General features: G+C 36.0%; 15 protein-coding genes. 6 read left to right on the forward strand and 9 right to left on the reverse strand.

Features of this window, described 5'->3' with window-relative positions:
• Nucleotides 1-17: 17 nt before the first annotated feature.
• Both NO995_RS10365 and NO995_RS10370 read right to left on the reverse strand, forming a co-directional pair.
• On the reverse strand, nt 18-1,028 hold the full coding sequence (locus NO995_RS10365) for an LLM class flavin-dependent oxidoreductase (protein WP_258227451.1): 1,011 nt from the start codon (nt 1,026-1,028) through the stop codon (nt 18-20).
• A gap of 94 nt (nt 1,029-1,122) precedes the next feature.
• Nucleotides 1,123-1,503, reverse strand: coding sequence for a helix-turn-helix domain-containing protein (locus NO995_RS10370; protein ID WP_258227452.1), 381 nt, complete (start codon nt 1,501-1,503; stop codon nt 1,123-1,125).
• 160 nt (nt 1,504-1,663) lie between these two features.
• Between NO995_RS10370 and NO995_RS10375 the strand changes: the two genes are divergently transcribed.
• From NO995_RS10375 to NO995_RS10395, 5 genes are all read left to right on the forward strand, one after another.
• Entirely contained in the window at nt 1,664-2,506 is an 843-nt protein-coding gene (locus tag NO995_RS10375) for an SDR family oxidoreductase (RefSeq protein WP_258227453.1), read from the forward strand.
• A 90-nt stretch (nt 2,507-2,596) separates the two neighbouring features.
• Nucleotides 2,597-3,430: an AraC family transcriptional regulator gene (locus NO995_RS10380; protein WP_240573003.1), complete on the forward strand. Its 834-nt coding sequence runs from the start codon at nt 2,597-2,599 to the stop codon at nt 3,428-3,430.
• A gap of 93 nt (nt 3,431-3,523) precedes the next feature.
• Nucleotides 3,524-4,054: a YceI family protein gene (locus NO995_RS10385; protein ID WP_258227454.1), complete on the forward strand. Its 531-nt coding sequence runs from the start codon at nt 3,524-3,526 to the stop codon at nt 4,052-4,054.
• 16 nt (nt 4,055-4,070) lie between these two features.
• Nucleotides 4,071-4,958, forward strand: coding sequence for a 4,5-DOPA dioxygenase extradiol (gene ygiD / locus NO995_RS10390; protein ID WP_258227455.1), 888 nt, complete (start codon nt 4,071-4,073; stop codon nt 4,956-4,958).
• A 41-nt stretch (nt 4,959-4,999) separates the two neighbouring features.
• Nucleotides 5,000-6,169, forward strand: a complete 1,170-nt coding sequence (locus NO995_RS10395) for an MFS transporter (RefSeq protein WP_258227456.1) — start codon at nt 5,000-5,002, stop codon at nt 6,167-6,169.
• 119 nt (nt 6,170-6,288) lie between these two features.
• On the opposite strand, the gene NO995_RS10400 is transcribed toward NO995_RS10395, so the two are convergent.
• The 7 genes from NO995_RS10400 to NO995_RS10430 all read right to left on the reverse strand — a co-directional run bounded on the left by NO995_RS10400 (nt 6,289) and on the right by NO995_RS10430 (nt 17,421).
• Nucleotides 6,289-8,400, reverse strand: a complete 2,112-nt coding sequence (locus NO995_RS10400; protein ID WP_258227457.1) for a glycoside hydrolase family 97 protein — start codon at nt 8,398-8,400, stop codon at nt 6,289-6,291.
• A gap of 28 nt (nt 8,401-8,428) precedes the next feature.
• A complete protein-coding gene (locus NO995_RS10405; protein WP_258227458.1) occupies nt 8,429-9,874 on the reverse strand; it encodes an alpha-amylase family glycosyl hydrolase in 1,446 nt (481 codons plus the stop codon).
• Nucleotides 9,875-9,896: 22 nt separating this feature from the next.
• A complete protein-coding gene (locus NO995_RS10410) occupies nt 9,897-11,852 on the reverse strand; it encodes a glycoside hydrolase family 13 protein (RefSeq protein WP_258227459.1) in 1,956 nt (651 codons plus the stop codon).
• Nucleotides 11,833-14,145: a glycoside hydrolase family 65 protein gene (locus tag NO995_RS10415; protein ID WP_258227460.1), complete on the reverse strand. Its 2,313-nt coding sequence runs from the start codon at nt 14,143-14,145 to the stop codon at nt 11,833-11,835. Before NO995_RS10415 ends, NO995_RS10410 begins: the two co-directional genes overlap by 20 nt.
• 47 nt (nt 14,146-14,192) lie before the next feature.
• Nucleotides 14,193-14,849, reverse strand: coding sequence for a beta-phosphoglucomutase (pgmB, locus tag NO995_RS10420; protein ID WP_258227461.1), 657 nt, complete (start codon nt 14,847-14,849; stop codon nt 14,193-14,195).
• A 12-nt stretch (nt 14,850-14,861) separates the two neighbouring features.
• On the reverse strand, nt 14,862-16,217 hold the full coding sequence (locus tag NO995_RS10425) for an MFS transporter (protein ID WP_258227462.1): 1,356 nt from the start codon (nt 16,215-16,217) through the stop codon (nt 14,862-14,864).
• A 130-nt stretch (nt 16,218-16,347) separates the two neighbouring features.
• Nucleotides 16,348-17,421 (reverse strand): LacI family DNA-binding transcriptional regulator, encoded by a 1,074-nt coding sequence (locus NO995_RS10430; protein WP_240572992.1) that lies wholly within the window; start codon nt 17,419-17,421, stop codon nt 16,348-16,350.
• A gap of 279 nt (nt 17,422-17,700) precedes the next feature.
• On the opposite strand from NO995_RS10430, the gene NO995_RS10435 reads away from it, so the two are divergent.
• Complete coding sequence (locus NO995_RS10435; protein ID WP_258227463.1) at nt 17,701-20,805, forward strand: TonB-dependent receptor; 3,105 nt, start codon at nt 17,701-17,703, stop codon at nt 20,803-20,805.

The following is a 20,805-nucleotide window of genomic DNA, read 5'->3' on the forward strand; positions in this document are numbered from 1 at the left end:
ATATGGGGCTACGCTTCTTAATTCTCATTAATCTCCCGCATCACCTCAGCAAACTTTTCAACCGAATATAATCGATCGTTAATATCGTAAACATTCGTAGAAATGATTAATTCATCTGCTTGAGTGTGTTGCAAAAAGGCTTTTACTTTTTCTTTCACAGTTTGTTTACTTCCAACAAAACTGTATTTTATCATATTCTGAATTTGTGGATGCTGAATAATCTCCTTTAAATCTGAAGTCATATCGGTTGGCGGATTTAAATAATCACGCTTTCCGGTAAACATACCAATAATCATTCGCAAAGACGAGGTAAATAAACGTTCGGCTTCGGCATCGGTGTCAGCAATAATGACATTAACCCCAGCAATTACATAAGGAGATTCTAAATCTACTGACGGCTTAAATTGGCTTCTGTAAATCGACAGAGCTTCCTCTAAATACGAGGTCGCAAAATGACTCGCAAAAGCATAAGGCAAACCTTTTTTTGAAGCCAGATGAGCACTATCTGTACTTGAGCCCAAAATATAAACTGGTACCTCTACCCCTTCTGCAACAACCGCCCTGACTTTAGCCGTATCGTTTTGTTTAGAAAACAACAGTTGAATTTGCTCGACATCATTTGGAAACGAATGTGAAGCCTGTAAAAAATCAGATTTTATAGCTAATGCGGTATCTCTGTCGGTTCCGGGAGCTCGTCCCAAGCCTAAATCAATTCTATTTGGGTATAAATTCCCTAAAGTTCCAAATTGCTCGGCCACTACTAAAGGCGAATGATTAGGCAACATAACACCTCCTGATCCTACACGAATCGTGGATGTTTTTTCTGCAATATGACCTATTAAAATGGTTGGCGCATTACTTCCTACCGCCAGCATATTATGATGTTCGGCAAACCAAATGCGTGTATAACCTTCAAATTCGGCTTTCTGAGCTAAAGAAACAGCATTTGCATAAGTTTGTTGAACGGATTGGCCTTTAGAAATGAGAGCCAATTCTAATATTGAATAAGCTGTTTGTTTAGATTTCATATAATGTATTGTGTTCTATTTATTCGGATGATTATCCGAGGCAAAGTTCCTAAAAAATTAAACCAATTAAGGCATAAAGCTCAGGTTTAACGGGTTACTTTTGTGTAACCAACTCGTATTCTTTGCGAGACACTTTAATATCATTAATATGATTTTCAGACCAGCTTACTAGACTATGAATATGTGGTAATAACGTTTGTGCACGCACTGTTAATTCGTATTCAACTTTTGGTGGAACCTGTGGGTAAATGGTACGTTTCACTAGCCCATCTGCTTCCAGACTCTTTAACGTAACACTCAACATTTTTTGGGATATCGTTACTATATAATTGTGTAATTCGTTAAAACGTAACACCTTTTCTTCTTCCAAAACCAACAAAACCAACAAGGTCCATTTATTCCCAATACGATCTAATACATTTCTCACCGGACAAGCTTCAACGTTACTATATTTTTTTAAAATTTCTTGATTCATAAATCCTTGATTATTATTAAAACTAACCTAAAAGTAAGTATCACACACAAACGTAACCTATTGCATATTAATATTTTACTTTTTAACTTTGACTAACTAAAAGTAAGTTAATTACTCATATTAATCAAATATACAACAGAATTTTAAATACACAAAAATTATGAAAATAGGAATAACAGGAGCTACTGGTCAACTTGGAACACTGGTAGTTGAACAATTAAAAAAACTAGGGTATAACGATAATCTTGTAGCCTTAGTACGCTCGACAGATAAAGCTAAATCTTTAGGCATTGAAGCCCGAGAATTCGATTACGATAACCCTGAAATTTTAGAAAAAGCACTTAACGGAATTGATCGATTGGTTTTTATTTCGGCTAACGAAATAGGTCAACGCGCCAGACAACATAAAAATGTTATTGATGCAGCAAAAAAACTAAATGTGAAGTGGATAATTTACACCAGCCTTTTAAGAGCTGATACTTCAACATTAAACTTAGCTGGCGAACATTTAAATACTGAACAGGAACTAAAAAATTCCGGATTAAATTTCACCATTTTACGCCATGGTTGGTATACCGAAAATTATACAGCTTCAATACCAAGTGCTATTCAAAACGGTGGATTCATAGGTAGTGCTGGCTCTGGAAAAATTTCATCTGCAGCCCGATTAGATTATGCCGAAGCTTTAGCAATAGTAATTACAAACGAAGAACATAAAGGAAAAGTTTTTGAACTTGCAGGTGATGAAAGTTATACGTTAACCGATTTGGCAATCGAACTATCAAAACAAACCGGAAAAACCATTCCGTATAACAATCTTCCTGAAGAGGCTTACGCTGGTATTTTATTGCAAGTTGGACTACCAGAAGGTTTAGCAAAAGGACTGGCGAGCTGGGATGTTTCGGCATCAAAAGGTGATTTATTCGATAATAATCATCAGCTTTCTAAATTGTTAGGAAGACCTACAACCCCTTTAGCTAAATCTATAAGAGAGGTTCTATAAACAATAACCAAACGTTAAAACAAAAATGGGATTCCTAAAAAGAATCCTTTTTTTGTATATTTCTGTATCAGAAAACAAACAAATACTTTTATGAATCAACTGTTTCAAATCTTTAAGGTAGATGCTTTAGAAGCCGCTAAAATTGCTGCACAACCTGACGAACCTCATAACCATGATTTTGAAGAATTACTTATTGGTGTCGAGGGCGAATTAGAGCATTTCATAGATTTCGATTCGGTGACCATTAAAGCTCCATTTATTACGTTTATTACCAAAGGAAAAATGCATCGCGTCATCCCTAAACCTGTAAATGGCATTTGCGACATTTGGGCCATTCGATTTAAAAGCGAATTTATTCCCGAGACCACGTTTCAGCTATATTCATTATATCATAATCAGGCTAACCTAAAACTTGAAGACAATTACTGCTTTAAACGCTTGATTACCTTGAGCAATATGATTTTTGATGAAACACAACAGAAAAATCCTAATTACGGTATTATCAGGCAATTGTTAAGCGTTATTTTTACGATGATTGAAGTAGAACGCAAAAAAGAAACATCGGAAAACAACACGCTTAATAAAACTGAAAACACCACGTTTAAAAATTTCCTGAGCATACTTGAAGAAAACTATCATCGTCCGTTGGGTGTTGAATTTTATGCCGAAAAGCTTTTTATGTCCTCGAGAAACCTGAATATTATTTGCCAGAATATTATGGAGCAAAGTGTTTCGGAAATTATTGAAACCCGAAAACTTATTGAGGCGAAGAATTTACTATTATCAACAAACAAAACCGTTTCTGAAATAGCTTTCGAATTAGGCTATAACGAAGGATCGTATTTTTCAAAAGTATTCAAGAAAAAATCTGGCCAATCACCTGGAGACTTCCGTGAAGAGATTCAAAACGCACTCATTTCCTAAAATTACCCAAGCACTTCCGAATAGTATAAAAAATGAAGCTTTCATAGATTTTAAATTTGTAGGACAATCATTAACCATTTAAAAACAAATATTATGTCTACAACAAAATGGGTTATCGACCCATCACACAGCGAAATAGGTTTTAAAGTAAAACATTTAATGATCTCTAATGTAAAAGGCGCTTTTACAAACTATGAAGCAACCATAGAAGGCAAAGATATTTTTTCTTCTCCTGTCACTGTAAAAATTGAAACTGCTTCCATTTCAACAAATAATGCAGACAGAGATACACACTTAAAAAGTGCCGATTTTTTCGATGTTGAAAACCATGAGTCTATGACTTTTAAAAGTAAATCGTTAGCTAAAGTTGACGACGATGAATATAAATTAACAGGTATTTTGACTATCAAAGGCATTAGTAAAGACGTGGTTTTAGATGTTGAATATGGTGGAACAAATACAGATCCATGGGGCAACGAAAAGTTAGCGCTTGAAATTACAGGGAAAATTAATCGTAAAGACTGGGGGTTAAACTGGAATGCCGCTTTAGAAACGGGAGGTGTATTAGTTGCCGACGAAGTAAAAATCGCTGCTGAAGTACAGTTTACAAAACAAGTTTCATAAAGTTTATTCTTATGAAATGGATAGAAAAAAGTTTTTAAAATCATTGGCATTACTGCCATTAATAGGTTCGAGTATGACTTTGAAAGATTTAGATAAAATGACCTCTACCATGAATAATACAGGCAAAATGCCTGTATTATTCCTTGGTCATGGTAGCCCTATGAATGCTATTGAAGAAAATGAGTTTGTTAGGACTTTTAGAAAACTTGGGCAAGAACTTACAAGACCAAATGCCATTTTATGTATTTCTGCGCATTGGGAAACGCGAGGAACTTATGTAACTGCCATGCAAAACCCACCAACTATACACGATTTTGGTGGTTTTTCGCAAGCCTTGTTTGATGTGCAGTACCCGGCTCCCGGCAGTCCTGAATTAGCAAAGGAAACCCAAAAGCTAATTTCACAAACAGACGTTGGTTTAGATGAAAAATGGGGACTTGACCACGGTGCATGGAGTGTTATAAAACACCTCTACCCTAATGCTGATATTCCAGTGATACAAATGAGCATTGATTATACCCAGCCGCCAAAATACCATTACGAACTTGCCAAACAAATCAATAAATTACGACATAAAGGCGTATTAATTGTTGGAAGCGGAAATATGGTGCACAATTTGCGTATGGTGGCATGGAATAAACTCAACGAAGAATATGCCTACGATTGGGCAACAGAAGCTAACGAAAAAATGAAAAGCTTTATTTTAAATAACGACCATAACAGTTTAATTAATTTTAGGTCGCAAGGTAAAGCCTTTGATTTGGCCATTCCTACGCCCGAACATTACCTTCCTCTACTCTATGCATTGGCTCTAAAAGAAGAGGATGAAAAAGTGACCTTGTTTAACGATAAACCTGTAGCCGGGTCATTAACCATGACCTCATTAAAGATTGATGCACTATAAACAATAGAACTTCTTAATTTTAAGTTTCATAAATTGGTGTTATGAAACCGACTAAAAGTATACTCCCCGTAATTGTTTTTTGCCAGTTCTTCTGCACATCCCTTTGGTTTGCCGGTAATGCCGTATTAAATGATTTGATTGAAAGTTATGATTTAAAAACTTCAGTTATCGGAGATTTAACTTCGGCTGTTCAATTCGGGTTTATAATTGGAACGCTTGCATTTGCCATCCTTACTATTTCCGATAGGTTTTCTCCTTCTAAAGTTTTTTTGGTCTGTGCCATTTTAGGAGCCAGTTTTAATTTAGGAATAACAATAGAACATAATCAGTTATGGAGCATTTTAACATTTAGATTTTTAACAGGGTTTTGTCTGGCTGGTATTTACCCCGTTGGTATGAAAATAGCAGCCGATTATTACGAAAAAGGACTTGGCAAATCCCTGGGATATTTAGTAGGAGCTTTAGTCTTAGGAACAGCACTGCCTCACTTACTAAAAGACCTAAGTTCTGTTTACCTCTGGAAGTCGGTTATAATTTCAACATCGGTATTAGCATCTATTGGAGGTATATTAATGTTTTCTCTAGTTCCTGACGGTCCTTTTAGAAAAGCAAGTCAGCACTTAAATTTATCAGCCTTTTTTAGTGTGTTTAAAAATCAATCCTTCCGCTCAGCGGCTTTTGGTTATTTTGGACATATGTGGGAACTTTATGCGTTTTGGACATTTGTTCCCTTTATTTTAAAAACCTACAATGATATTCACACACATTTCAATACTAACATTCCGCTGGTTTCATTTTTCATAATTGCTGCCGGAGGCCTGTCCTGTATTTTAGGAGGTTATATATCAAAAAAAATAGGATCTAAAAAAGTAGCTTTCCTTTCGCTTTTGTTATCCTGTATATGCTGTCTTTTATCTCCCTTTTTGTTTAGTTTAAATCATCATCTATTTCTTCTTGTTATTTTATTCTGGGGTATGGTTGTTGTCTCTGATTCACCCCAATTTTCAACGTTGGTAGCTACGAATGTAGCAACAGAAATAAAAGGAACAGCCTTAACAATTGTGAACTGTATTGGTTTTGCTATTACCATCTTCAGCATTCAATTAATTACTAATCTACAAAACGAAATAAACCCCAAACATTTGTATATAGTCCTTTCTATTGGTCCTATTTTAGGCTTAATAGCTTTAACAAGGAATAAAGAAAAATAACCTAATTGAATTTATTTCATAAACCGCATGTAATCGTGAAACAAAAAAGCGGCTTGAAATTCAAGCCGCCTTTTTATCTATATATATCTTTAAGAATATTACTTCATAAGCTATTACTATCACTCTGCCATAATACTAATAGCATAGCCTCCACCTTCCACACTCTTTAATGATAATTTAGATGTATTAGTTACTTTCATCTTTTTAATAGTGTATGCCTGTGGATTTGTTTTATAATTCGCATCCTTTGCATCGGCGTAAATGGTTGCGATATATTTTTTCCCTTTATCTAAGAAGTCTAAAGAGATATTCGACTCGCGACTCACTTTTCCATTGACATTACCTACGAACCAGTTGTTTGTGCCCTTAGCCTTTCTTGCAATCGTAATATAGTTGCCAGGCTCGGCTTCTAAATACACACTTTTATCCCAGTCTACAGCTACATCTTTTATAAATTGAAAGGCGTCTAAAAACTTATTGTAATTTTCGGGTAAATCGGCTGCCATTTGCAACGGACTATACATGGTTACATAAAGTGCCAGCTGATTAGCTATGGTACTATTAACATGTGAATTATTATTCGGATTTAATTTACTAATATCCATTTCAAAAATACCAGGCGTATAATCCATAGGGCCTCCTATTAAGCGCGTAAATGGCAATACCGTAACATGATTAGGTTTCGAACCACCAAATGCCTGATATTCGGTACCACGCGCCGATTCGTTTCCTATTAAATTAGGATAGGTTCTGGCAATTCCGGTTGGTCTAACAGCTTCATGAGCATTTACCATAATCTCATAATCGGCAGCTTTTTCGATTGCATATTGGTAATGATTAATCATCCACTGGCTGTAATGATTTTCACCTCTCGGTAAAATATCACCCACATAACCACTTTTAACGGCATTATAGCCATGGTCTTTCATAAATTGATAAGCTTTATCCAAATGTCTTTCATAATTTCTTACTGAAGATGACGTTTCGTGATGCATAATCATTTCAACTCCTTTAGCATTCGCATATTCTTGAATCTCATCAACATCAAAATCTGGGTATGGAGTTACAAAGTCGAACACATAATCTTTAGAATGCCCGTACCAATCTTCCCAACCTACATTCCAGCCTTCAACTAAAACACCATCAAAACCATGCAATGCGGCAAAATCGATAAGTTCCTTTACACGCTTATTATTAGCTGCATGCGTTCCATTAGGTGCTGCTTTACTATAATCGGTAACTCCTAATTTTACGGCTTTAAAATCGTTCGTATATGCCCAGGAACTTTTTCCGGTAATCATTTCCCACCACACGCCAACATATTTCACCGGTTTAATCCACGACGTATCTTCAAGAGCACAAGGTTCATTTAAATTATAAGTCATTCGTGATGCTAAAATATCTCGGGCATCATCACTAATCATAACGGTACGCCAAGGAGTATTTGCAGGCGCAATCATATAAGGTTTCGTACCTTGTGCATCAGGGGTTAACCAGGCATTAAACACCATAGTTTCGTCATCTAATTCGAGGTGTAATACTGAAAAGTCAATTAATGCGGCTTCGTGAATATTGATATACAGACCTTCATCGGTTTTCATCATTAATGACGTCTGAACTCCTGTTGAAGAAAATGATTTTTGAGACAAGTTTTCGGTAATTGATTTATCCATCAATCCGCGAATTTCAGACAAGCGAGATTCGGTATAATCGTATTCCTGGGTATCATAATCTCCGGGAATCCAGAATGCCGTATGATCTCCCATCATGGCAAACTGTGTTTTTTCATCTTCAACAATAAAATGCCCTAAATTAGGTTGCTCGGGAAACTCATAACGAAAGCCAATACCTTCATTAAACGCTCGAAATCGAATATTCATTAACCGCTGCGTTGATTCCTGTTTTAATCTTACTAAAAGTTCATTATAATGGTTTCTTCTTACACTTTCCTCTCCCCAAACCGGTTTCCACGTTTCATCAAATGTTGATGCTTGTGTATCTAAAACTGAAAATCCACTATCCATACTTTCAGTTTCCTTAAGTGTAAATCCAAGTTTACTTGATTTTACAGCTGCTTTATTTTTGAAAGCTATTTGATAAACCGGTGCTCCATCTGAGTTTAAGGAAAACTCCATGACAACATCTCCATCTGGCGATGAAAGTTGTTGTGCTGTTACTCCGAAACAGGTTAATAGAGTAAACAGCAGTATATACATATTCTGCCTCTTCATGCTTATTTTATTTAGTTAGTTTATTCTGCTATTTGCTAATTAGAATTTTGTATTCCCAAGGTTCTAATCTTAACTTGTCGTCTTGACTAAATTCTATAGGCGTATTGGTTTTAAAGTTGATAAAATGCCCTGAGACAGGTAAATTCACCTCTTGTTCAACTTTTGAAAAATTACCAATAAAAACAAGTTTGTTTTTTTCTTTATATCGCTGCAAAATCAAAACATCTGGATTTTCAACATCTAAAACCTTTAATTCTGCTGAAGTTTTCCCGCCATTTAAAGCTGGATTGGTATTTTTCAGTTGACCTAATTCCTCTAATAGATTCCATGTTGCACCTTTTATTTTTGGGATAGAATCTTTTTCAAAAAACTTCAATCGGTAATCTAAACCATATTCCTGTCCTGAGTAGATTAATGGCATGCCCGGCATCACATAAGTCAGAGCTGTCATTAAATTAGAAGCTTCACCTAAACGCTCTTTTACGGTACCATTCCATGAATTTTCATCGTGATTGGTTACGAAATTCATTAAAATATCATCCGATTCGTATTCCGTTTTGCTTTTCTCAATATAAGTTTTTATATCGTTTACATTCATTTTTTCCTGAGCAACTTCATTTAATATATGATGGAATTCCCAACCATAGCCCATATCAAATAAATTCGCTTTCATCAACTCCGGCTGACCAGCTTCGGCCAACATAAAAATATCCTTTTGCGCTCTTAACTGAGGAATGGCCTGCGCCCAGAAATCGGTTGGAACATTGCTTGCTACATCACATCGAAACCCATCAACACCTTCTTCGGTAATCCAGTAACTCATGTCGGCAATCATTTCTTTACGCATTTCAGGATTGTCATAGTTTAAATCGGCTACGTCTCCCCAACCCCACGATTCTCCGGTATCGGGATTAATTGGATCTATAATCTCTCCTTTATCGTTTTGGGTGTAATAATCTGGGTGATTTTTTATCCATTCGTGATCCCAACCTGTGTGATTTGGCACCCAATCTAAGATGACATAAATGCCATTATCATGAGCTGTTTTAACAAGATTTCTGAAATCTTCAATAGTTCCAAATTCCGGATTTATTTTAGTATAATCGGAAACTGCGTAATAGCTTCCTAACATTTTAGCACGCTCGGTTTCATCTTCAATTTTATAGGCAAAATCACCTCCAGTAGCTTTTCTATTGGTTTCTGAAATTGGAAACACCGGCATCAACCAAATAATTTTCAACCCTAATTGTTTTAACTGCGGAATATCTTGCGTAAAGGCCTTAAACGAACCTTCGTTAGAATACTGACGAATATTGGCTTCGTAAATAACTGCAGATTCTAAAACAGCATTATTAATAGGCTCAATTACTTTTATTTCCTGAGATATTTCAGATTCCTGCACAACCTGTTTCTTTTCGTTTTTACACGAAATGAAGATGATTAAAGCAGGTATTAATAACATTAGTTTTTTCATTATTATGTCTTATTTTTTAGTTTTAATTTTTAGTTGAAAATAAAGTGACTCCATTAGGTTTGATTGTAATAGAATCTTCCCAAACACTTATATCACCACTAATTATATTTTTAATGTTCTTTCCTTTTAAACCAAGCTCTTCAAACCTTGAGGTTGACAAACTTGTTTCAGATGTTTTATTCAAAATAACAATAACAACCTCATCATTTAAAACGCGAAACAAGACATACATACCATTTTCCGGAGCAAAATGAATGGTCTTCCCCTCATGAATGGCCTTACTTCCCTTTCGGTAGTTCACTATTTTTTTAACGAACTGCTGCATGTCTAATTGTTTTTTTGACAATCCTTTTCCGGTAAACGCGTTGACTGCATCACCTTCCCAACCACCAGGAAAATCAGTTCGAATTAATCCGTGGTCGCCAGGTTTAGCCGTGTCGTTCATTAAAATCTCAGTCCCGTAATACAACTGAGGGATTCTTGGCAAAAGAAACATATAACCTAAAGCCATTTTTACCTTTTCGACATCATCATAGACTTGTGTACTAATACGACTCATATCGTGGTTATCGCCAAAAATGAGAATATCCTTTGGTGAAGCGTAGTGAAAATCGTTGGCTAGTCCCTCATACATTTTAATAAGTCCGGTATCCCAACCTTCCTCTTCATTCAAAGCATTTACAATCTGGCGTTGCATGGCAAAATCCATAGGTGATTTTAAATTGGAATCGTAACCATCTCTATTATTCGCACCTTCCTGCCAATAACCAATTATTAAAGGGTTAATACTCCACTCCTCTCCAACAATGGAAAAATTAGAATATTCATTCATAATAGCTCCCGCCCAACGACTCATAAACTCTTTATCGGAATACGGATAAGTGTCCTGACGAATACCACCTAATCCTGCAGTTTCTATCCACCAAATACTATTCTGAATAATGTACTTGGCCATAAACGGATTTTTCTGATTCAAGTCCGGCATAGAAGGTACAAACCAGCCATCACTCATGTCCTGCTTATCTTTCGCAGATGCATAAGGATCCTGATTACTTGTACGTCTGTGATTGGAATTTGTTAGATGCTCTTTATTTTCAAAGGTTTTCTGCTGATTTACCCAATTTGAAAACGGCAAATCTTTCATCCACCAATGCTCCGATCCACAATGATTCGCCACCTGATCCATGATAAGTTTGATTCCTTTTTCTCGTGCTTTTTCGGATAATTCCAGATAATCCTCTAAAGTTCCAAAACGTGGGTCGATTTCATAAAAATCGGTCATAGCATAGCCATGATATGAACTTTCAGGCATATCGTTAGTAAGTAACGGACAAGGCCAAATCGCGGTAAATCCTAAATCTTCAATATAATCCAAGTGATTGGTAATTCCTTTTATATCACCACCATGACGCGCATAATCATTAGTTCTGTCAATCGTTTTTTCTAACAGATTTTCATTAATATCGTTAGAAGGGTTTCCATTTGAAAAGCGATCGGGTGTTATCAAATAAATCGCATCCGAACTATTAAAACCAACATAATTGTCCGCCGACTTGATTCTTGGTTTTAATTCATAAGTTTGTGTTTTTACCTCGCCATTTTCAAACCTAAATTCAATATTAAATTTCCCCGGTTTCGTTTGATTATCAATAAGCAAATCGATAAACAAATAATTTGGACTTTCGCCTTTATTTACAGATGTAATGGTTACTCCCGAGTAATTAATTTCCGGTTGCGCCTTGGAAATACCAGGACTTTTAACCAACAATTGTAACTCCTGATTTTTAAATCCTACCCACCAATTTAAAGGTTCTATGCGTTCCAAATCCTTGTATTCTGAAATTTTAACATCGGCATAAGATACTACTTCTTTTGCCTCTGTATCATTTTTACAGGCACTATTTAAGGCTATTGTAAAAAGAACAAAACCTAATTTTAAAATGCCATGTATTTTTAGATTAGCCAGAGACATTTTCATAATTATTAGGAGTAATTACCTGTAATTCGTTATTTAACAAAATCTTCAATTCCTTTTCACTTTCAAGTTCAAATATCGTTTCCTGCTGAGTAACATGAACCTTCAATATTTGATTTCTGAAATTGATTTTAAAGGAATACCCGCTCCATTGTTTTGGTATTTTAGGTGTAAACGACAACATATTATCTTTTACTCGCATCCCTCCGAAACCTTCAACAATACTCATCCAGGTACCTGCCATTGAAGTGATATGTAAACCTTCATGAACTTCTTTATTATAATCGTCTAAATCTAAACGAGACGTTCGTAAATAGAAGGTATACGCCTGCTCCATACGGTCTAATTTAGCTGCCTGAATGCTATGTACACAAGGAGATAAAGAACTTTCGTGAACTGTAAACGGTTCGTAAAAATCGAAATGACGCTCTAAATCGTCCTGACTAAACTGGTCTTCAAAAAAGTAAAATCCTTGTAAAACATCGGCTTGTTTAATGTATGGAGAACGTAAAATACGATCCCAGCTCCACTTCTGATTTATTGGACGCTGCGATTTATCTAAATCTGCAACTGTTACCAAATCTTTATCCAAAAATCCGTCTTGCTGTAAATACACCTGATGTTTTTCAGAATATGGGAAATACATATGTTCTGCAACTTGCTGCCACTCGTCTATTTCAGATGTAGACAGTTTTGTTTTATTCATAATTCGGATATAATCTGAATTATATTCCGTCTCAACTTTCTTTATATTTTCAATAGCATAACGAATACACCATTGCGCTAAATAGTTTGTGTACCAGTTGTTATTCACATTATTTTCGTACTCGTTTGGTCCGGTGACACCAAGAATAACATACTTGTTTTTGTCGGTTGAAAAAGTGGCGCGTTGCTGCCAAAAGCGAGCGATTCCAATTAAAACTTCCAAGCCTTTTTCAGGAATGTAGCTGTAATCGTTGGTGTAACGATAGTAGTTATAAATAGCAAAGGCTATAGCTCCGTTACGGTGAATTTCTTCAAAGGTAATTTCCCATTCGTTATGGCATTCTTCTCCGTTCATAGTCACCATTGGGTATAATGCAGCACCATTTGTAAACCCAAGTTTTCCTGCGTTTTCAATAGCACGCTCTAAATGATTGTAACGGTATTCCAACAGACTTCGCGCAACACTTTGGTTTTTGGTCGCCATGTAAAACGGAATGCAATAGGCTTCGGTATCCCAATACGTGCTTCCGCCATATTTCTCACCAGTAAATCCTTTCGGACCAATATTTAGTCTTGAATCTTTCCCAAGATAAGTTTGATTTAACTGGAAGATATTGAAACGAATACCTTGCTGTGCTTTAACATCGCCTTCAATGGTAATATCGGCCATATCCCAGATGTTCGCCCAGGCCTGCATTTGCCTTTCCAACAAACCTAAAAAGCCTAAATCTTTTGCTTTAGCCAATACATTTTGAGAAGCAGATATTAATGCAGATTTTTCATGATTACTATCAACCGTATAACCTCCGAATTTTTCAATTTTAAAGGTTTCACCTGCTCTAATGTCTTTTGAATAGCTGAATGAAATACTATTTGAAGTAGTCTCAATTTGTGGATTTAAGTCAACGAAAACATCATTTACAAACACCTGCGATTCCATAAATGTACAGGTGTGGAATTCGGTTTTCATGGTTTTCGCTTCAATAAACCCCTGAGAACCTTCATGAGTGACCTTTAAAACATCCCAGAATTTATCATCCCAATTGGTGTCTTCGTTGGTAATTCCGGCGTCTAAATACGAGGAAAATGTAATTGAAGCATCGGTATTTAACGGGGTAATTTCGTATCGAATAGCTCCAAGTTCATCTAAATCTAAACTTAAAAAACGTTTGGTTTTAACAGCAACCTGAACATTATTTTGAAGTGTTGCCTTAAAACTTCTGGATAACCAGCCTTCCTTCATGTTCAATTCTCGAGAAAAATCTTCAACACTTTTGCATTTGTAAAGGTCTAAAGATTCACCATTCACCTTAACGTTAATACCAATCCAATTTGGCGCATTTAACACTTTCGCAAAATATTCAGGGTAACCATTTTTCCACCAGCCCACACGGGTTTTGTCTGGATAATATACGCCGGCAATATAGCTCCCTTGAAATGTAGCTCCTGAATACTGTTCTTCAAAATTGGCCCGTTGCCCCATAGCACCATTACCTATACTGAACAGACTTTCCGAGGATTTTACACGACTCGCATCAAAGCCTTCTTCTATGATAGACCATTGATCTGCTTTTATATAATCTTGATTCATTTGTATTTTGTACTGTATTTAATTGATTTTTTTCAGCTAAAGACAGTTTATTTTTTAGGGTTAATTAGTTTGTCTAAGAAGTCTAAAGACATCTCTGTAAAATCTTTGAACACATAATCTGCCTCATGTAAAACATCGACATCTCCAATACCAATACTTACCATGTTTGCAGCATTTGCTGCCTGTATTCCGGCCACAGCATCTTCAAAAACAATACAATCTTCTGGTTGCACAAGCATTTGTTTTGCTGCATTTAAAAACACCTCCGGATCTGGCTTGGCATGAGTTACCTGATTACCGTCTACAATAGCATCAAAAAACTGAGTTAAATTGACTTTTTCTAGAATGCCAACTGCATTTTTACTGGCTGAGCCTAATGCTATTTTTTGATTTTTTGAAGATAAATAGTTCAAAACCTTTGAAACATCTGGCAAGATTTCATCTTCCTGCATCGTTTCAATAAAGCTCAAATAGTGATCATTTTTTTCAGTCATTAAAGCTGTAAATTCATCATCAGAAATAGTTTTTTGTCCCCAATGAAGGATCTTTTTTAAAGACTCTACTCTACTCACTCCTTTAAGTTGTTCGTTTTTCTCCAACGAAAACTCTATTCCAATTTTGTTAGCTAATTGCTTCCAAGCCTGGTAATGATACTTTGCAGTATCTACAATGACCCCATCGAGGTCAAAAATAAAACCGTTCATTACGATGATTTTTTAAGATTGGATAACGTCGTCGACGTCTTTTACTTTAAATACTAGCGTAGCAGCAATTAAGAAACTAAACCCACTAACCATTAAAGCGATAATCGCTTGGTCCCCATAAACATACTTCACTAACGGACCACCAATTAAGGCATTGATAATTTGCGGAATAACGATGAAAAAGTTAAAGATCCCCATATACACACCCATTTTTTTAGGTGAAATAGACCCCGCCAAAATAGCATAAGGCATGGCCAGAATACTGGCCCAGGCAATACCAACACCAATCATAGAAAGAATAAGCCAGTCTTTATCAGGCATGATGTAAACCGAAAGCAGTCCTATACCTCCAATAATTAAGGACAAGGCATGCGTACGTTTTCTACCTAATTTCTTTGCGATTAACGGTAAGGCAAATGCATATAAAGCTGAAATAAGATTGTAAACGCCGAAAAGAATACCTACCCAGTCACCAGCATCTTGATAAGTTGCACTGCTACTATCGTTTACAGGCAAACCATAAATGTGCTGTGCTATGGCAGGAACAGCAAATACCCACATACCAAATAACCCAAACCATGAGAAAAACTGAACCCAGCTTAACTGACGCATGGTAGTTGGCATGTTTTTAAAATCTTCGAAAATGGTTTTTAAGCCTGCTTTTTCTGAAGTGTCTTCATCTTCTGAATTTGAAGCTTGATCATCCTGAAATTGTGCTAATTCCTCTGGTGAATACTCTTTAGTTGTGAATACGGTAACCAGAATAGAAAGCACCAAAATAATGGCTCCAATAATAAAAGATAAAATTAAGTTTAACGGAACTTCACCTGCAACCGTAGCGTTCGATACGCCAAACCAATTGGTTAACGTGTACGGCAACCAGGAGCCAATAACTGCGCCAAAACCAATTAAAGCGGTTTGCACACTGAATCCTAAGGTACGCTGATCTGTTCTTAAATTATCACCTACTAAAGCTCTAAACGGCTCCATAGCAATATTAAAAGAGGCATCCATAACCATCAGGAATCCTGCACCTACCCAAATAGCAGGTAAAAAGGCTGTAAAAATATCGGCTTGTGGCATTAACACCAATCCTATAGAAGCTAAAATAGCTCCAACTAAGAAGAACGGTTTTCTTCTACCAAATCTACCCCAGGTATTATCGCTATAATACCCAACTATTGGTTGAACAATTAAGCCCATTAAAGGTGCAATAATCCAAAACCAGGACAGCTGATGTACATCGGCTCCAAAAATTTGAAGTATTCTGCTTGCATTGGCATTTTGCAGGGCGAAACCCATTTGAATTCCCATAAATCCGAAACTCATATTCCAGATTTGAAGAAAACTTAACTTACGCTTTTCCATCGAAATAGTATTTTAATTGATACTATTGATAAGCATAAAACTTATCAAAACTTACATGTGAGAAGTGAATATATAAGTCTTGATTCTGCGTCAAAGATATAGAAAAGAATTTTAAAATTCCTAAAAAAAATTATTTAGTCGATTCTCTTTCAATAATTTCGGTCTCTATCACATAGGTTTCAAATGCCTGTTCTCTAGTGTTTTCGTTAACATTTGTATCGTTATCCTCGTCCTCCATTTCTAAACGATCGATTAATAAATCGGCTGCTTTCTCTCCTATTTTTTGTCCGTGTTGACTTACAATAGTTAGACTTGGCGAAGCGTGTTTAGATAAAACACCATCGGTAAATCCGATGACTTGTAAATCATCAGGAATAGCCAATCCTAATTTCTTAGCCACTTTCATGGCCGTTACAGCATATAACTCATTCACAGCAAACACACCATCAATTTTCGGATTCTTTTTAAATAACTGTTCTATTTCATTTTCAAGAATATCGAGATTTTCTTCTAACGACACCATATCGTCCAATTTTAGAATTAAATCAGGCTCAGCATATACCTGACTTTCTTCTAATGCTCGCAAGTAACCTTGAGTTCGCAGTCTACCTACACTTACGTAATCCATGGTGGTGATTAAACCAATATGTTTACAACCATTAGCTACCAGTTTTTTTACAGCCTTAACAGATCCTTTAAAATCATCAACAATTACTTTATCACATTCTACCTCATTAACCACTCGGTCGAACATGACTATGGGGATGCCCTGACTTATGGTTTCATTAAAGTGATGATAATCCTGTTTAAGTAAAGTTTCTTTTGAAATAGATAAGACAAAACCGTCTATACTTCCATTAGCCAGCATTTCCATATTTAACACCTCCTTGCTAAACGATTCGTTAGACAACCCCACAATAACATTATAACCACGCTCGTTAGCGACAATTTCAATACCACGAATAACCGTTGAAAAAAAATGATGCACAATTTCAGGTATTAAAACGCCTATGGTTTTCGTTTTTTTATTTTTTAAGCTGAGTGCAATATTATTGGGTTTATAATTCAGAAATTTAGCAAATGCCTGAATACGACGTCTGGTATTCTCCCCAATTTCCTTACTGTCTGCCAAGGCTCGGGAAACCGTTGAAACTGATACATCGAGTTCTCTTGCTATTTGCTTTAATGTAACTTTTTTCTTCATTATTTGTTTTAAATATAGCTAAATTTAGGACGTGTTACTAAAAAACACGACTAACCCAGTAATGCTAATTTAGTTTGTTTCATCTAAAAATCCTAAGCTTCAAAAAAATATCGTTACGGAAACGTTTGCGTTAAAAATTTCGTAAAACTTATTAACACGGAAACGTTTGCGTTACGAATTTGATAATTCACCAATAGGCTTAATTATTACATTAGCAATAATTCATGGTGAGAAGTGAAGATATAATAAACTAAACAAAGACATTAACAAAAGAACTGTATGAAGACAATTATTAATGGCGTACTGTTTTTTCTCTTGTTTGTTCCCGCAACCATTTTGGCACAAACAAGTATAAAAGGAACAGTAACTGAACAATCTACATCTTTACCACTTCCCGGAGTAAATATTCTCGTTAAGGGTACTACCAATGGTACTGCCTCTGATTTTGACGGCGAATACCAACTTCAGGTGAATCAAGGAGATGTAATCACGTTTACATTTATCGGATATCAGACTCAGGAAATCACCTATACCGGGCAAACGGTTTTAAATGTGATTTTAGTTGAGGACACAGCAAGTTTAGACGAAGTTGTTGTTATTGGATACGGTAGTGTAAAAAAAGAAGACTTAACCGGATCTGTTGAAGTGATTTCTTCAGATGACTTTAACCAGGGCGCTGTGGTATCTCCCGACCAATTACTTCAAGGTAAAGCTGCTGGTGTTAGAATTACCAGTGCCGGCGGACAGCCCGATGCAGCCCCGAACATTAGAATCCGAGGTGGTTCATCCCTTTCTGGAAATAATGCTCCCTTAATAGTAATTGATGGCGTACCATTAGATAACGGTGGCGTTGCTGGTGTAGGCAACCCTTTAAGTTTAATAAACCCAAATGACATTGAAAGCTTTAGTGTGCTTAAAGATGCTTCTGCAACAGCAATCTATGGGTCGAGAGCTTCTAACGGGGTTATCATTATTACGACAAAAAAGGGAACCTCTGGAGATGCTAAATTTAATTTTTCAGCAAGAACATCCATTAGCAACATTTCTAAAAATCAGCAAATTAATATCATGGATGGAAATACTTTTGTAAAGTTTGTACAAATGTACTACCCGGATGATCTTGGAATTTTAGGTGTACCTGTAGGATCGGTTTCTACATCACAGCCAGTATCTCAAGTTATTAGCACCCCGGAAGGTGATCGCGCCATTTACAATTCCGATTGGCAAGATGCTATCTATAGAACTGCCGTTACTAAAGATTATAATTTTGGAGTTCGTGCCAACTTATTTCAAGCCGTACCATTTAGAGCATCTATCGGATATAACAATACAGAAGGTGTTGTTAAAACAAACGACTACGAAAGAATTACCGCTTCAATTCGATTAACTCCAAAGTTTTTTGATGAGCATTTAAAAGTAGATATTAATGCCAAAGGAACTTCGGTAGATAAAAACTCAGTAGACGACGGCGGTGCCATTGGTGGCGCCATTTCTATGGATCCTACAAAACCTATTTACGACAGCAACTCTATTTTCAATGGTTATTACCAACAATTACGAGCTTCAGACGACGCTAATAATCCAAATGCAAAAGCCGGAGCAAGCAACCCTTTAGCTGTTTTAGAACAAAGAAGTCGACCTGAGAAAGTACAACGTATTTTAGGTAATGTTGAACTTGATTATAAGTTTCATTTCTTACCAGAATTAAGAGCAGTAGTTAATTTAGGACTTGAAGCCGCAAAAGCAGACATCGAAGAACGCTTTGCCGAAAACGCCGTAAACTCATATACTTTAGTTCCAGACCCAAGTGTTCCAAAAGGCACCTATATTTTTAATCCAGGAATAAGTTTTGCAGAAAGACAAACCATTACAAATACAACAATGGAATCGTATCTGGCTTATAAAAAAGAGTTTGAAGATACATTCATCAATAATTTCGATGTACAGGGAGGATACTCCTACCAAAACTTTAAAAACGATGGAAATAAAGATGAATATAGAAACGACGAAATAACAGGAGAACGCGTTCCTAATATAGACTCATTAAATCTAAATAACAGATATTTCAACGAATTAAACCTTCAATCGTTTTTTGGAAGAGCCAACGTTAATCTAGCTAATAAATATTTACTGACAGCTTCATTTAGAGCGGATGCCTCTTCATTCTTTACCAAAGAAAACCGCTGGGGATATTTTCCATCAGCAGCATTAGCCTGGAAAGTTAAAGAAGAAAACTTCTTAAAGAATGTCAACTTTATTAACGATTTTAAATTCCGTATTGGTTGGGGTGAAACCGGACAACAGGATATTTCAGGACAGGTAGGGTTCTATCCTTCCATTCCACTTTTCGAAATAGGTTCTCCCCAAAGTCAGTATTTATCGGGTGTAAACTTATATAACGCTAAGGAATACAACCCAGATTTAACCTGGGAAAAAACAACCACTTATAATGCCGGTGTAGATTTCGATTTCTTTAGAAACAGTTTTTTATCAGGATCTTTTGATATCTACAAAAAAGAAACAACCGATTTATTAGTATTAACCAACGTACCTCCGGGACAAGCTTTAAGCGATCAGGTAATTCAAAATGTTGGTACCACTGAAAGTAAAGGTTTTGAATTGAATTTAAATATGAATCCTGTTCAAACAGAAACCTTCAATCTGTCATTAAATGGAAATTTATCTTATAACTACACCGAAGTAACCGACTTAAAAGGAGCGCAGCAAATTAATGCCAAAGATGGTGGTTTATCGTTTGGTACCGGTAACATTCTGTTACGCCATGCTGTTGGACAACAAGCGGGTTCTGCCTGGGTACTTAAACAGGTTTACGATACCGATGGTAACCCAATACTTGGTTCGTTTGTCGATTTAAACGATGATGGAAGAATTACTGAAGACGACAGATACTACAGAGCTATTCAACCTAACTGGACCTTTGGTTTCGGAATTAACATGGACTATAAAAACTGGAATTTAACTGCTAGTTTCAGAGGACAATTAGATGGAGAAATTTACAATTCAAGACGATTAACTCATGGTGAAATCCAAAACGTAAAATCGCTAGATGGCACTTTCTTTAATAATGCCTTAAACTTCTTTGATGGAACTGCAAATCCGGTATTCACAGATATTTTAGATCCCGTTCAATATTCAGATTATTTTATTGAAGGTGCATCATTCCTAAGATGTGAAAACATTGTATTGGCACATACTTTAAATAATGTTATAAAAAATGCGACCCTTAAAATCTACGGTGCTGTAAATAATCCATTCCTAATCACAAATTATTCTGGACAAGATCCGGAGAACTTTTTAGGAATAGATAATAACTTTTACCCTAGAGCAACAGTTTACAACTTAGGTGTGAATATTGACTTTTAA

The organism is Aestuariibaculum sp. M13 (assembly GCF_024723255.1).
Classification (GTDB): Bacteria; Bacteroidota; Bacteroidia; order Flavobacteriales; family Flavobacteriaceae; genus Aestuariibaculum; species Aestuariibaculum lutulentum.

Coding starts and splice junctions, on each gene's coding strand:
- pgmB (WP_258227461.1), bottom strand. CDS start 14,849: ATGAACGGTTTTATTTTTGACCTCGATGGGGTCATTGTAGATACTGCA.
- NO995_RS10430 (WP_240572992.1), bottom strand. CDS start 17,421: ATGAAGAAAAAAGTTACATTAAAGCAAATAGCAAGAGAACTCGATGTA.
- NO995_RS10385 (WP_258227454.1), top strand. CDS start 3,524: ATGTCTACAACAAAATGGGTTATCGACCCATCACACAGCGAAATAGGT.
- NO995_RS10400 (WP_258227457.1), bottom strand. CDS start 8,400: ATGAAGAGGCAGAATATGTATATACTGCTGTTTACTCTATTAACCTGT.
- NO995_RS10415 (WP_258227460.1), bottom strand. CDS start 14,145: ATGAATCAAGATTATATAAAAGCAGATCAATGGTCTATCATAGAAGAA.
- NO995_RS10370 (WP_258227452.1), bottom strand. CDS start 1,503: ATGAATCAAGAAATTTTAAAAAAATATAGTAACGTTGAAGCTTGTCCG.
- NO995_RS10405 (WP_258227458.1), bottom strand. CDS start 9,874: ATGAAAAAACTAATGTTATTAATACCTGCTTTAATCATCTTCATTTCG.
- ygiD (WP_258227455.1), top strand. CDS start 4,071: ATGGATAGAAAAAAGTTTTTAAAATCATTGGCATTACTGCCATTAATA.
- NO995_RS10395 (WP_258227456.1), top strand. CDS start 5,000: ATGAAACCGACTAAAAGTATACTCCCCGTAATTGTTTTTTGCCAGTTC.
- NO995_RS10365 (WP_258227451.1), bottom strand. CDS start 1,028: ATGAAATCTAAACAAACAGCTTATTCAATATTAGAATTGGCTCTCATT.
- NO995_RS10380 (WP_240573003.1), top strand. CDS start 2,597: ATGAATCAACTGTTTCAAATCTTTAAGGTAGATGCTTTAGAAGCCGCT.
- NO995_RS10375 (WP_258227453.1), top strand. CDS start 1,664: ATGAAAATAGGAATAACAGGAGCTACTGGTCAACTTGGAACACTGGTA.
- NO995_RS10425 (WP_258227462.1), bottom strand. CDS start 16,217: ATGGAAAAGCGTAAGTTAAGTTTTCTTCAAATCTGGAATATGAGTTTC.
- NO995_RS10435 (WP_258227463.1), top strand. CDS start 17,701: ATGAAGACAATTATTAATGGCGTACTGTTTTTTCTCTTGTTTGTTCCC.
- NO995_RS10410 (WP_258227459.1), bottom strand. CDS start 11,852: ATGAAAATGTCTCTGGCTAATCTAAAAATACATGGCATTTTAAAATTA.